The sequence below is a fragment of the Ruegeria sp. CH10 genome (assembly GCF_056537125.1).
Window position 1 is genome coordinate 354,501 of sequence record NZ_JBQFQY010000002.1, and the last position, 13,121, is coordinate 367,621.

The window sequence follows — 13,121 nt, forward strand, 5'->3', positions numbered from 1 at the left end:
CAACTTTAGAGCAACTCAAGAGTTTGGCCATTGGCACCGCAGTTTCCTCAAAGTTGCAAGGACAATAATCCGGGCGGTCCTGTGACCTGCGTTCCGAGGAGTGCGACAGTTTGGTGAAATTTCGCCCAGCTCGCAATTGGGGGGTTTTCTCGGGATCGCTTTAGCTTTATCTTTTCCAAAGATAGAATTCGGGAAAACCAAATATGACGCTTCCTCCAAACGTTCATGACGCCGAACCCATCCCCGCAGCCGCACGTGACGCCATCGACGCCCTGATGCAGTCGGGCGACCTGTTCCGCTATACCGCGCCGCAGGATGCGCCGGTGGCGCTGCTGGAAAGCGAATTCGCCGCACTTCTGGGCACGAAGTATGCTCTGGCTGTGTCGTCCTGCTCGGCCGCTTTGTTCCTGTCGCTCAAGGCGCTGGGTCTGCCCCGCGATGCGCGCGTGCTGATCCCCGGCTTTACCTTTGCCGCCGTTCCCTCGTCTGTTGTACACGCAGATTGCATTCCGGTGCTGTGCGAAGTGGGCGAAAACTATCGCATCGACATGGAGGATTTCGCCGCCAAACTGGATGACGTGCAGGCGGTGATCATCAGCCATATGCGCGGCCACACCTCGGACATGGATGCGATCATGGCCCTGTGCAATGACCGCAACATCCCGGTGATCGAGGACGCGGCCCATTCGCTGGGCACCACCTGGCACGGGCGCAATATCGGTACGATCGGCAAGGTCGGCTGCTTCTCGTTCCAGTCCTACAAGATGATCAACGCGGGCGAAGGCGGCATTCTGGTCACCGACGACGCCGATCTGGTTGCGCAGGCCGTGATCATGTCGGGCGCGTACGAGCATAACTGGAAGAAACACAAAGGCCCGCATGGCGATAACTCGCCCGAGTTGGGGCAAGCCTTTGCCCGCTGGCAGAACCAATTGCCGCTGTATAACCTGCGGATGAGCAACCTCAGCGCCGCCGTGATCCGCCCACAGATCCCTGAACTGGCGCGCCGCGTGGAGGACGGGCTGGCGAACCACGATTATGTGGCCGAGCGTCTGAACAACTCGGACTACATCCACGTTCCGGACCCGCTGTCGCCCGAGCGTCGTGCGCCGGATTCGATCCAGTTCAATCTGGTCGGGCTGAGCGAGGATGAAATCCGCGCCTTTGCCGCCGCGTCAGAGGCGCGCGGCGTCAAGGTTCAGGTCTTTGGCCTGAGTGAGGACAATGCCCGCGCCTTTTGGAACTGGCAGTTCCTGCCCGAGAAATTCGATCTGCCGCAAACCCGCGACATGCTGATGAAAGCCTGTGACGTGCGCCTGCCCGTGCGTCTGACACGCGCGGAATTGGACGTGATCGCAGACATCCTGCTGGCCTCGGTCGGGGATGTGACCGGGCCGGTTCCGGTTTACGGCACCTGATCATTACTGCGACGGCAGATCAAAAAGATCGGTCGACAAAAACAGCGCGGTGACTCCTTCGGGGGTCGCTGCGACGCGGGACAGAATGGCAAAAACCTGCGGCCCGTCCGGCCCGTCGATCAAAAGCGGCGCGCCGGAATCCCCCATCATCACCGGGCAAGTTGCCAACACCAGGCCACCAGCGCGTCGCTGTGACGGACACAGCTGTGTCCGGCTGAGGACATGTGGACGTATACCGGGGTAGCCCGCGACATAAGCTTTGGGCACCTCACTGTCAGCAAAGGGTAAGAATCCAACCTGATTGCCAATAGGCTCAGCCAGTTCCAGAACCGCCCAATCCAGTTCCGTGCTGTTGTCGAACACCTCATCCACGCTTTGCCCAGATGGCAGGTGATAGGCTTTGACACCAGACACTGCTGCGGCCTCGCCCCGTTGGTATCCGGCAACAAAGCGGATGCTTGAGGGCACGATCCATCGCTTGCGGGCCGTGTTGAAAAGGCAATGCGCAGCCGTCAGAACCAACCGGTCCGATATCAGGGTTCCGGTGCAATGAGACCTCTGATCCCGCCCCGCAAAGTTCACCCGCCCGATGGCCCGCCACGGGGCTTGCGCGGCGTCCAGAATCTCACGCGCGCGGATCGCATCGCATCCGTCAGACGCCTGCGCACCCAAGGTGCAGACCTGAGACCAATTGTCGGAAAACAGACCTTGTGCAAAAGCTGGCTGCACCCAAAACAGAAAGACAGTCAGAGCCAGCCAGCGCATCCCTTGCGCGTCAGTTCAGCTTGGAGAGTTTTTGTTGCAACTCGGCCAGTTGCTTTTTGATGTCGTCCAGATCCTCTTTGGGCTCGGGTTTGTCATCATCCTGACCCGGTCCGGACCAGCCGCCGGACAGGCCACCGGTCATCGCCTTGAGGAATGCCTGCTGCTGCGCCTGCATCGCCTCGAACCCCGGTATCTGTGACATCGGGTTCATGGCGTTCATGTTTTCCATCATCTTGGATTGGCTTTCCCGCAGCATCTCGAACGAGCTTTGCAGGAATTGCGGCATCATCCCCCCACCCGGGATCATGTAGCTGCGCACCAGATCATTCAGCACGTTCACCGGAAGGACATTCTCGCCCCGGCTTTCATGTTCGGCGATGATTTGCAGCAGATACTGGCGGGTCAGGTCGTCCCCGGTTTTCAGATCGATGATCTGAACTTCGCGCCCGTCACGGATAAAGGTCGCGATGTCCTCCAGCGTGACATAGTCGCTGGTCTCGGTGTTGTACAGCCGACGGCTGGCGTAGCGTTTGATCAACAGCGGTTTTTCTTGTTCTGACACTGTTTACCCTCCCCAAGGATGATGCATTGCAGCAGAGATTATGCGAGCGCAGAACAAAAAGAAAGGGCAGGTCAAAAGACCTGCCCAACGCGATTGCACCAGATGGGAGGAACGGGTGCGCCTCGCGGCATTAACTTACTTTGCAGCAGCGGCTTTCTTGGCAGCAGCTGTTACGTCGTTGGTTGCTTTTTTGACAACAGCAGTTGCGTCTTCCGCAGCTTCTTTGCCAGCAGCCATCAGCAGCTCGACGGTTTCGGTCTGCAGTTTCTTCGCGATCTCGGCGAAGGCAGCCATGTTTTCAGCAGCAACTTCGGCCGACGCGCTTGCGAAGTCGGTTGCAGCTTTGGCGTAGTCAGCAGGCTCAGCCTTGGCTTTCGACATCTCGGTCAGTTTGGACAGAGTGTCTTTGGTCCATTTGTTGGACACTTCAGCCGACTTGCTTGCAGCTTCCAGTGCAACGCCCGACAGTTTTTCGTTCAGGCTTGCGGTGGATTTGAAGGCACCTTCCAGAGCGGTGGTGTCAACGGGGAACGCGCCCATGATGTCTTTCATTGTGGCGGTAAAGTCTTGAGTCTTTGCCATTGTCCTAATCCTTTTGCCGAACCGGGCCCACCCCGGCTTTCATCAGCTTGAGGACAATATGAATGCTGCGACGCAGCATTTCAAGTTTTTTCTTGCTGCGACGCAGAAAAATTTCAGTTTCAAAATGAAATCAGCGGTTTGCTTTGACCAGAACATAGGTCCCCGGTGCCGGGCACAGGCGCGGATGATCCGAATCGCCGGTATCGCGGGCCGGGACCTGCTTGCCTGACCGTTTCTTCAGCCACGCCTCCCACATCGGCCACCACGATCCTTCGTGGAAGTCCGCCTCTTTCAGCCAGGTCTCGGTATCGGCCTTCAGGTCCGGGTTGGAATAGTGGCCGTATTTCTTCTTGCTGGGTGGATTGATGATGCCTGCGATATGGCCGGATTCCGAAACAACAAAAGTCTTGGATTTCGATCCGGCCTGCTGGAAGCCGCGATAGCAATCCTTCCACGTGGCGATGTGGTCTGTCTCGCAGGTGATGGCCATGATCGGCACGTCCACGTCTTTGATATGCAGTTTGTGGCCCATCAGATCGAACCCGTCGCCGACAAAATCATTGCTCTGACAAAGACCGCGCAAATACTGGACCGCCATCTTACCCGGCAGGTTTGCCCCGTCGCCATTCCAGAACAGCAGATCGAACGCAGGCGGCGTCTCGCCCATCATGTAATTGCGGATGGCAGGCGTATAGATCAGGTCGCGCGAGCGCAGGAAGGACATGGTGCGCCCCAGAATCCACGCGTTCAGGACGCCTTCTTTGGCGACATGATCTTCGATACCGTCGACAAAGTGGTTTTGCAGGAAAGGCGTGAATTCCCCCTGCTCCCCAAAATCCGTCAACGTGGTGAAGAAGGTCGCCGATTTGATGGACTTGTCCCCCCGCTGTTTCAGCAGCGACAGGGTCAGGTTCAGCGTGGTGCCCGCAATACAGTAGCCAACGGCGTTGACCTGCTTGACCTTGCAGATCTTCTTGACCTCTTCGATGGCGGTCAGGAAACCGTCCTGAATGTAATCCTCCATCCCCACATCGGCATAGGATTCATCAGGGTTCACCCAGCTGACCACAAACAGGGTATAGCCCTGCTCGGTCACCCATTTGATCAGGCTGTTTTGCGCTTTCAGGTCCAGAATGTAGAACTTGTTGATCCAGGGCGGGAACAGGACGATGGGCGTTTCATGCACCGTCTCGGTCGCAGGCTTGTACTGGATCAGTTCCATCATACGGTTGCGATAGACCACATCGCCCGGCGTGGTTGCCAGATTGCCGCCCACCTCGAACGCGTCTTCGTCGGCCAGCTTTACGACCAGTTCACCATCATTGGCCTCAAGGTCTGAGACGAGGTTCTCAAGCCCCTTGATCAGGGACTCGCCTTCGGTCTCGACCGCTTTTTGCAGGGCGTCCGGGTTTGTCGCCAGGAAATTCGTGGGCGCCATCATGTCGACAATCTGCTGCGAGAAATACCGCAGGCGCTGCATGTCCTTGGCATCCATATCCTCAACCGAATTCACCGCCTGCGCGATTGCATCCGCGTTTGTCTGGTATTGCTGGCGGATCAGGCGGAAATAGGGGTTGGTCTCCCACAAGGGGTTGGAAAATCGTCTGTCTTTGGCCTTGGGGTCTTCGTCCTCAACCTCACCCTTGGTCAGCGCCTGTTGCGCTTCGGCAAAGTTCAGAACCGATTTGCCCCAGTATTCTATCTGCTGTTCCAGCATCTTGGCGGGATTTTGCCATGCCTCTGTCCAATAGGCTGTTGCTGCTCGTGCGAAAAGCTCTTGATTCGGAGCGTCCAAAGCGGGCGTATGCGGCTTTTTCACCGCCATCACTTCGATCATCCGTTTTGAGAGCGCTTCGACCCGCTCCATATTTTCTTTAAGGCGTTCAATGCTTTCTTCGGTCAATTCCGACATTTTTTCGTCACTTGTTGTCATTTTAACAATTCCCGCCTACTCTTGCTGCTATGCAGAATAACGTCGTGTGTCTCGGGGGGCAAAGCGGCGAATCGTCCGAACTCTAAGGCTGACACTCAGGAGACCCCTTTCCAATGCGCTACATGATGACGTACGATTTGATGGAAACGGTGCGCAACACCAACCAGTGGATGGGTGCGACCGCCAGCGCATTTGCATCTTACCCGATGTTTTCGATGGTACCTAACCCCGCCTTCTCGATGATGGCTGCATGGGGCGAAGTGACCGAGCGTACGTTCCAGCGCATGGTTGTCAAACCGGACTGGGGCATTCGCACCTTTACCTGCGAAGATGGCAAGGACCACCTGGTCGATATCACCACCGTTGTTGAACGCCCCTTTGGCGATCTGCTGCATTTCCGCGTCAACGGGCGCGAGGAACAGCCGCGCAAGGTTCTGCTGGTTGCGCCCATGTCGGGCCACTACGCCACGCTGCTGCGCTCGACCGTCAAAAGCCTGCTGGTCAATTGCGAAGTCTACATCACCGATTGGCATAACGCGCGCGACATCCCCGTGTCAGAAGGCAAGTTCGATGTCGAGGATTACACCCTCTACCTTGTCGATTTCATGAAAGAGCTTGGCCCCGACACCCATGTGGTCGCCGTGTGCCAGCCTGCCCCTCTGACGTTGGCCGCCACCGCCTATCTGGCCGAGGTCGAGCCCAAGGCGCAGCCCAGCACTCTGACTCTGATCGGCGGCCCGGTTGACCCCGACGCCACCCCGACCGACGTGACCGATTTCGGCCGTCGCGTCACGATGGGCCAACTGGAAGAGACGATGATCCAGCGCGTTGGTTTCAAGTACAAGGGCGTGGGTCGTATGGTCTATCCCGGCCTGCTGCAACTGGCGTCGTTCATGTCGATGAATGCAGACCGCCACAGTAAGGCGTTCACGGATCAAATCCACCGCGTGATGCGGGATGAAGCGTCTGACCACGATGCGCACAACCGGTTTTACGACGAATACCTCGCGGTGATGGATATGACCGCCGAGTTCTACCTGTCCACGGTCGAGCGTGTCTTCAAAAACCGTGAGATCGCACGGAACGAATTTGTCGTGGCAGGTCACAAGGTCGACATCGGTAAGATCACCGATGTGGCGGTCAAAACAGTCGAAGGCGCAAATGACGACATCTCGGCCCCCGGTCAGTGCATCGCGGCACTGGACCTGTGCACCGGCTTGTCTGATAAGAAAAAAGCCAGCCATGTCGAACCCGGCGCGGGCCATTACGGTATCTTTGCCGGACGCAGCTGGCGCGACAACATTCGCCCGCTGGTGATCGACTTCATGAACGCCAATTCGCGCAAGCCGAAACGTCGCGCTGCCAACAGCAATAAGGTCGCCTGATCCCAATGCGCGGGAAATCGGTGCAGGACATGCCGTTTTCCTGTTCTTGTGGTGCAATGACCGGCCATATCACGACCGCTGGTCTGCAGACGGGCACCCACGTCGGTTGCTATTGCCACGACTGCCGGGCGGCTCAGTTGTATTTCGGACAACCCGACCCGGCCCCCGGCCCGGTCAACATCCTGCATATGAGCCCCGAGGAAATCCGCTTTGACAGCGGCGTCCAGCATCTGGCCTTTATGCAGCTAAGCCCCAAAGGCATGCTGCGGTGGTACGCGAATTGCTGCAACGCCCCCTTGGCCACGACAGCGCGCAGCGCCAAGGTTCCCTTTGCCGGGTTCGATGTGAACCGGATCGCTGACCCCAAAGCGTTCGGCCCCATGATGACACGTGGCTTTGCGCCGCAACCGAACGGCAAACAGGCGCATGAGAAACTGCGCTATGCGGCCATCGGGATGCTGACGCGGTGCCTAAAGTCCTGGCTGTCAGGCAGTTGGCGCAAGACGCCCTTTTTCAACGAAGACAGCGGCACCCCCGTGGCCCGCCCGAAAGTCCTGACCAAGGCAGAGCGCGCAAAGCTTTACACATAGAGCGCCCGCACGGGTGTGCTGAGCCATTCGGTCAGGGCTTGGTTCACGGCGTCGGGCATCTCGAGCGTTGGCAAATGTCCAGCATCCTCAAACACTTTCAGCTCAGCACCCGGAATCAGGTCAGCCATGAACTCATGCTTGCGCTGCGGCGTCAGTTTGTCGTGGGCACCGCACAGCACAAGCGTTGGGACCTTAATGTGCCGCAGCTCGCCCTGCTGATCCGGTCGCCGCTGCAAGGCGCGGATTTGCCGTTCGAATACGTCGGGCCCAAAGTCCGCGGCCATCTCGATCAGCTCATTCAGGATTGGGATGCGTTGCGGCCCTGGCGCCAGCGTATCCGAGCCGATGACCCGGCGCATCACATCCTCAAGCCGTCCGGCCTTGGCCCCGACCAGCAGCTCTTCGCGGGCGGCGGCCAGCTGCGGTGTATCGGCCTGCGCGTCGCATGCCATCAGGCACAGGCGCGACACCCGGTCCGGTGCCCGCCGCACAAGCCCCAACGCGACAACCCCGCCCATTCCCAAGCCGCCCAAGGCAAACCGATGCGGCAACTGATCCAGTAGGGCCGAGGCGGTCTCTTCCACCCTTTCGCCCAGCGACACAGGCGCAACCGTCACCGCACGCTGCCGCGACAGACACTGGACCTGAGGGGTAAAAATCCGTGCGTCGCACATCATTTCGGGCAGTAAAACCAGCGGCTCGATCACGCGGGGCCTCTTCAAACTTCGGCTCTTTGGCCGGCACTCTTTTGTAGCAGGATGAGACGTTTTGCACCCGCGGGCAAGTTAAACTTCAAGGGTAAGCGATACCCCGAAACGCCGGGAAATCCGCATAGCGTTTGCGGCGGACAGACAGCTCTTCGCCCGGCTCCGCCCCCGGTTGCAACAAACAGCCGCGCGGCGCGATATAGCTGTCGATGCGATGATGTGGTGTTGGTCTCCAGACCAGATTGAAGGCGCAGAGTTTGGGAAAGAACCAGATCTCAGAATAATCCAGATGGTCATGCATCCACCACGCCAGATCGCGCCAGTCGCGCCCCTGTTCATACTGATCGGCAAACCACGGGATGACGATTGAGGCGCCTGCAATCCGCGCCTCTCCCTCACCCCGATCCCAGATATGACACTCCAACGGGTTGTCGTTGCGGGCACAGTTCAGCCGGTTCTCATTGCCGAACTGGTTCAGTGAGGGCGAGCGGTATCCCGACCGCACAGCAACCCGCCCAAAGGTTTCCTCAAGCGGGTCCAGCAGGGTCTGGCAAAAGGCGCGGCCGGTTTCGATGGCCAGATCGGGGTTTTCAGGCAGGTTCTGTTTTTCGTGGAAATTCCCGATCTCGGAATACAGAAAATCCCGCATGAAAAAGTGCCTCGACAGGCGCACCCGGCCAAGCGTTTCAAGGCTCCACATGCTGCCGGGTTTGCGCATCGCTATTCCACACCTGCGCTTTTGAGCCAGCCCAGAATGCCCGCCACCGCAGAATCCGTCTGCCCGGGTGACATCAACCGACCCGCAACCACATGCGAGGACGGATCATCCCCCGGCCCCATCGTGACAAGGTGAACCGTTGCCGGGCCGCCCCAGTTGTTGGCCACCTGATGGGTCAGATCGGGGCGCACCACCTGATCATCATCCGAGAACCAGAACAGTGCAGGGACCTGTGCGCCCGCGAAATCCAGCGCATAAACAGTCTCCACAAGCGCGGTCATCGGCACCACAGCCTCCCACGGATAGACCGCTGTCCAATAGGTGTTCTTTTCCGGGTCCGGGCCTGAGACATCCCGCACCTCGCCCATCAGCATCGGCAACCAATGCCGCGCCCATGGCAGACCGGGAATCCAAGCACCCGGCGTGTTCACCCGGAAATTCGGTGAAACAAATACCATGGCCGCCACATAATGGCTCAGTTCAGGATCAAGCGCCGCTGCCGCCGCCAGCGTCCCGCCGGTCGAGGTCGACATGACGACGACCCGGTCCCCGACGGCCCGCGCCGCAGCTAACCCTTCGGCCATATCCCGCATCCAGCCAGACGCAGTCCCCTCGGCCATGGCGTCACCGTCCCGGCCATGACCTTGCAGCCGGGTATAGACCAGATTGGCCCCCAGCGCGTCGGCCACCCTGTCGGGCACGGGCCGGATTTCCTCGGATGATGCCGAAAACCCGTGCACATAAAGGACCGAGATTGGCGTGCGCTGTTCCTTGAACCCGTCCTGCCAGATAACCCGCTTTTCGACACCGGGCACAATATCGTCAAAGGCGGACTCGGTGCTTTCGAAATAGACCTGAACCCCTTCGCCGAATTTGCGCGGATCAAAACGTGGATGCAGATCGACCTCTTCGCGCGGACCGAACCAGTAAATCAACCCACCCAGCACGACCAGCGCCAGCAAGACACGGCCCAGAACCCAGCCAAAGCGCCGCATTAGTCAGCCCCCATCACGGCAAGAACCGCGTCCTCGATGATCCCCAGACACGGCCCGTCGGAAAATCGATGATCGGCATCCTTGACCAATAGCAAACGCATATCCGCGCCGGTGGCATGGTCCAGCAACCGCACGGCAGTCTCGGTAGAAACCGCCGTATCTGCCGTGCCCTGCAGGAACCGGACCGGAAAGGGCAGCTCCAGCGCATCGCGCAATACCAGTTGCTGCCGCCCGTCTTCAATCATCCGTTTGGTGATGATGTAGGGCTCCATGTAATCTGACGGCAATTCCACCTGGCCAACCGTCTCAAGCGCCGCTCTCTGCGTGTCGTCAAACGAAGCCCAATATCCGTCCTCGGTAAAATCCGGGGCCGCCGCGATTGTGACCATCCCGGCGATCCGCTCAGGCATCACCCTGGCCAGCAACAGCGCCTGCCATCCGCCCATGGACGACCCGACAATGATCAAAGGCCCCTCGGTCAGCGCCGACACAGCCGCAACCGTGTCCTGATGCCAATCTCCGATACAGCCGTCCTCGAACCGGTCCGAGCTTTCGCCGTGCCCCGAGTAGTCAAACCGCAAAAACGCCTGCCCTCGCGCCTGCGCCCACGCCTCAAGATGAATGGCCTTTGTACCCTCCATATCCGACTTCAAGCCGCCCAGAAAAACCACCGTCGGACCAGCGCCCTCGCTTTTGTGATACGCCAACCGCCGCCCCTGCGCCGTCTCCAGAAATTCAGTCGCTGCCATAAAACCCTCTTTGCTTTCACCGCATCATGCACGCGCCACTCCCAAGCGCAATCGCCCCCTGCTTCTTCTTGTTCCAAATACGGCGGGGAGCGCGAGGGGCGGCGCCCCTCGCTCCACCACTTGACACACTCCCCCCCAACTGCCAAAGCAGCCAAACGCAAATAACCCGCAACCGGGCGTTCAGTGGGCGCCAAACCGACGAGGAGAGCCAACATGGCCCTGGATTCAAAATCCGTCTCTCTCACCTTTCCCGATGGCAATGCACGTTCCTATGACGCAGGCGTAACGCCCGCGCAGGTCGCTGCCGATATTTCAACCTCGCTCGCGAAAAAGGCAATCTCGGCCACGGTGAACGGCAAGCACTGGGACCTGCAATGGCCCATCGATGCCGATGCCGACATCGCCATCCACACCATGAAGGACGAAGATCAGGCCAATGAGCTGATCCGCCACGATCTGGCCCACGTCATGGCCCGCGCCGTGCAGGAAATCTGGCCCGCGACCAAAGTCACCATTGGCCCGGTCATCGACAACGGCTGGTACTATGACTTTGACCGCGAAGAACCCTTCACCCCCGAAGATCTCGGCCTCATCGAAAAAAAGATGAAAGAGATCATCAACAAGCGCGACCCCGTCACCACCGAGGTTTGGGACCGTGACCGCGCGATCGAGTTCTACAAGGCCAATAACGAACCTTACAAAGTTGAGCTGATCGAAGCGATCCCCGGCGATGAGCCGCTGCGCATGTATTGGCACGGCCACTGGCAGGACCTGTGCCGCGGCCCGCACCTGCAGCACACCGGCCAACTGCCCGGCGATGCGTTCAAACTGATGTCCATCGCCGGTGCCTATTGGCGCGGCGACAGCGACCGCGCCATGCTCCAGCGTATTTACGGCGTGGCTTTCACCGGCAAGGAAAAGCTCAAATCCCACCTACACATGCTGGAAGAGGCCGCCAAGCGCGACCACCGCAAGCTGGGCCGCGAGATGAACCTGTTCCACATGCAGGAAGAGGCCCCCGGCCAGATTTTCTGGCATCCCAATGGCTGGAAAATCTACACCACCCTGCAGGACTATATGCGCCGGATGCAGGAACGCGACGGCTATGTCGAGGTGAACACCCCGCAAGTTGTCGACCGTAAGCTGTGGGAGGCGTCGGGCCACTGGGACAAGTATCAGGAAAACATGTTCATCGTCGAGGTTGACGAAGATCATGCCCGCGAAAAGGCGATCAACGCGCTGAAACCGATGAACTGCCCCTGCCACGTGCAGGTGTTCAATCAGGGTCTGAAATCCTATCGCGACCTGCCCCTGCGCATGGCCGAGTTCGGATCGTGTGCGCGCTATGAACCTTCGGGCGCGCTGCACGGGATCATGCGGGTGCGCGGGTTTACGCAGGACGATGGCCACATCTTCTGTGCCGAAGATCAGATTGAATCTGAAACCGCCAAGTTCATCGCTTTCCTGTCCAAGGTCTATGCCGATCTGGGCTTCCATGACTGGACGATCAAATTGTCCACCCGCCCGGAAAAGCGGATCGGGTCGGATGAAAGTTGGGATCTGGTGGAAAAGGCCCTTGGCGATGCCTGTAAGGCCGCCGGGTACGACTATGAGATTCTCGAAGGCGAAGGCGCGTTCTACGGCCCCAAGCTGGAATTCACCCTGACCGACGCGATCGGCCGGACGTGGCAATGCGGTACGCTGCAGGTTGACCCAAACCTGCCCGAACGTCTGGACGCCAGCTTTATCGGCGCGGATGGCGCGAAACACCGCCCGTTCATGCTGCACCGGGCGACGCTGGGCTCTTTCGAGCGCTTCATCGGCATCCTGATCGAAGAACATGCGGGCAAGCTGCCGTTCTGGCTGGCCCCGCGTCAGATCGTCGTCGCCTCGATCACGTCCGAGGCGGACCCGTATGTGGCCGAGGTGGTCGAAACGCTGAAAGCCGCTGGCGTGCGGGCCGAGGCCGATATTCGCAACGAGAAGATCAACTACAAAGTTCGCGAGCATTCGGTCGGTAAAGTGCCCGTTATTCTGGCCGTCGGTCACCGCGAAGTTGAAGACCGCACCGTCAGCGTTCGGCGTCTGGGTGAAAAACAGACGCAGGTTCAGTCACTTGAGGCTGTAACAATTGAGCTTTCCGATGCGGCAACTCCGCCCGATCTGCTGTAACATTCGGCGACATACCGCCGGGAATCCGGCCCCCAAATAGGGGCCGGATTGAAATATTTTCCATTTTCGATTTCAAAAACAATATGTTAACCTGCAATAGGCCATGACATATCCTGACGGGGTTGTGAGACACGGGCTCGTGAATTCAACTGTTGGCTCACAAGCACTACCTTTGTCATTGTCACAAGCAGACATACGCAGTCATCAAAAGGGATTACCGAGATGTCGAACACCGCAAAAACACTGGTTATCGCAAGCGCAGTCGCAGCCGCCGTTTCTGGCGTTGCCACCACCGCATCAGCCCAAGCCAAAGAGAAATGCTATGGCGTTTCGCTGGCCGGTCAGAACGACTGCGCCGCTGGCCCCGGCACCACCTGTGCGGGCACCTCGACCGTAGACTACCAGGGCAACGCCTGGACTCTGGTCGACGCGGGCACCTGCGCCGATATCGAACTGCCGGACAACCGCAAAGGTTCGCTGGAGCCGCTGGACCGCGACCTGCCGGCATAAGCCACGGCAATCCAAGACCGAGGGGCGGGCCATAT

Annotated in this window: 13 protein-coding genes; 5 read left to right on the forward strand and 8 right to left on the reverse strand. The window is 59.0% G+C overall.

Going from position 1 to position 13,121, the window contains the following annotated elements; genetic code table 11:
- Window positions 1–203: 203 nt before the first annotated feature.
- Window positions 204–1,418, forward strand: a complete 1,215-nt coding sequence (locus tag ACRZ94_RS08065) for a DegT/DnrJ/EryC1/StrS family aminotransferase (protein ID WP_480797085.1) — start codon at window positions 204–206, stop codon at window positions 1,416–1,418.
- Window positions 1,419–1,421: 3 nt separating this feature from the next.
- Here the strand turns inward: ACRZ94_RS08065 and ACRZ94_RS08070 are convergent, their stop codons facing one another.
- The 4 genes from ACRZ94_RS08070 to ACRZ94_RS08085 all read right to left on the reverse strand — a co-directional run bounded on the left by ACRZ94_RS08070 (window position 1,422) and on the right by ACRZ94_RS08085 (window position 5,260).
- Window positions 1,422–2,183, reverse strand: coding sequence for a trypsin-like serine peptidase (locus ACRZ94_RS08070; RefSeq protein ID WP_480797086.1), 762 nt, complete (start codon window positions 2,181–2,183; stop codon window positions 1,422–1,424).
- A gap of 10 nt (window positions 2,184–2,193) precedes the next feature.
- Window positions 2,194–2,745: a polyhydroxyalkanoate synthesis repressor PhaR gene (phaR, locus tag ACRZ94_RS08075; protein ID WP_480797087.1), complete on the reverse strand. Its 552-nt coding sequence runs from the start codon at window positions 2,743–2,745 to the stop codon at window positions 2,194–2,196.
- Between the two features lie 135 nt (window positions 2,746–2,880).
- A complete protein-coding gene (locus tag ACRZ94_RS08080) occupies window positions 2,881–3,327 on the reverse strand; it encodes a phasin family protein (protein ID WP_480652107.1) in 447 nt (148 codons plus the stop codon).
- Window positions 3,328–3,457: 130 nt separating this feature from the next.
- Complete coding sequence (locus tag ACRZ94_RS08085) at window positions 3,458–5,260, reverse strand: PHA/PHB synthase family protein (protein ID WP_480797088.1); 1,803 nt, start codon at window positions 5,258–5,260, stop codon at window positions 3,458–3,460.
- A gap of 113 nt (window positions 5,261–5,373) precedes the next feature.
- On the opposite strand from ACRZ94_RS08085, the gene phaZ reads away from it, so the two are divergent.
- Together phaZ and ACRZ94_RS08095 are read left to right on the forward strand one after the other, a co-directional pair.
- On the forward strand, window positions 5,374–6,645 hold the full coding sequence (phaZ, locus tag ACRZ94_RS08090) for a polyhydroxyalkanoate depolymerase (RefSeq protein ID WP_480652111.1): 1,272 nt from the start codon (window positions 5,374–5,376) through the stop codon (window positions 6,643–6,645).
- Window positions 6,646–6,650: 5 nt separating this feature from the next.
- The gene (locus ACRZ94_RS08095; protein WP_480797089.1) at window positions 6,651–7,235 is read left to right on the forward strand and encodes a DUF6151 family protein; all 585 of its coding nucleotides are present in this window, start codon (window positions 6,651–6,653) and stop codon (window positions 7,233–7,235) included.
- Here ACRZ94_RS08095 and ACRZ94_RS08100 read toward each other — a convergent pair.
- The 4 genes from ACRZ94_RS08100 to ACRZ94_RS08115 all read right to left on the reverse strand — a co-directional run bounded on the left by ACRZ94_RS08100 (window position 7,226) and on the right by ACRZ94_RS08115 (window position 10,404).
- A complete protein-coding gene (locus ACRZ94_RS08100) occupies window positions 7,226–7,942 on the reverse strand; it encodes an alpha/beta fold hydrolase (RefSeq protein WP_480652113.1) in 717 nt (238 codons plus the stop codon). The genes ACRZ94_RS08095 and ACRZ94_RS08100 overlap by 10 nt on opposite strands.
- An 85-nt stretch (window positions 7,943–8,027) precedes the next feature.
- Window positions 8,028–8,642 (reverse strand): hypothetical protein, encoded by a 615-nt coding sequence (locus ACRZ94_RS08105; RefSeq protein WP_480652887.1) that lies wholly within the window; start codon window positions 8,640–8,642, stop codon window positions 8,028–8,030.
- A gap of 20 nt (window positions 8,643–8,662) precedes the next feature.
- Window positions 8,663–9,655: an alpha/beta hydrolase gene (locus ACRZ94_RS08110; RefSeq protein WP_480652115.1), complete on the reverse strand. Its 993-nt coding sequence runs from the start codon at window positions 9,653–9,655 to the stop codon at window positions 8,663–8,665.
- Window positions 9,655–10,404 carry an alpha/beta fold hydrolase gene (locus ACRZ94_RS08115; RefSeq protein ID WP_480797090.1) on the reverse strand — a complete coding sequence of 250 codons (750 nt, stop codon included), beginning with the start codon at window positions 10,402–10,404 and terminating at the stop codon, window positions 9,655–9,657. Before ACRZ94_RS08115 ends, ACRZ94_RS08110 begins: the two co-directional genes overlap by 1 nt.
- Before the next feature lie 213 nt (window positions 10,405–10,617).
- Between ACRZ94_RS08115 and thrS the strand changes: the two genes are divergently transcribed.
- Both thrS and ACRZ94_RS08125 read left to right on the forward strand, forming a co-directional pair.
- Window positions 10,618–12,576, forward strand: coding sequence for a threonine--tRNA ligase (thrS, locus tag ACRZ94_RS08120; protein ID WP_480797091.1), 1,959 nt, complete (start codon window positions 10,618–10,620; stop codon window positions 12,574–12,576).
- Window positions 12,577–12,798: 222 nt separating this feature from the next.
- Entirely contained in the window at window positions 12,799–13,086 is a 288-nt protein-coding gene (locus ACRZ94_RS08125; protein WP_480652121.1) for a BufA1 family periplasmic bufferin-type metallophore, read from the forward strand.
- Window positions 13,087–13,121: the final 35 nt, after the last annotated feature.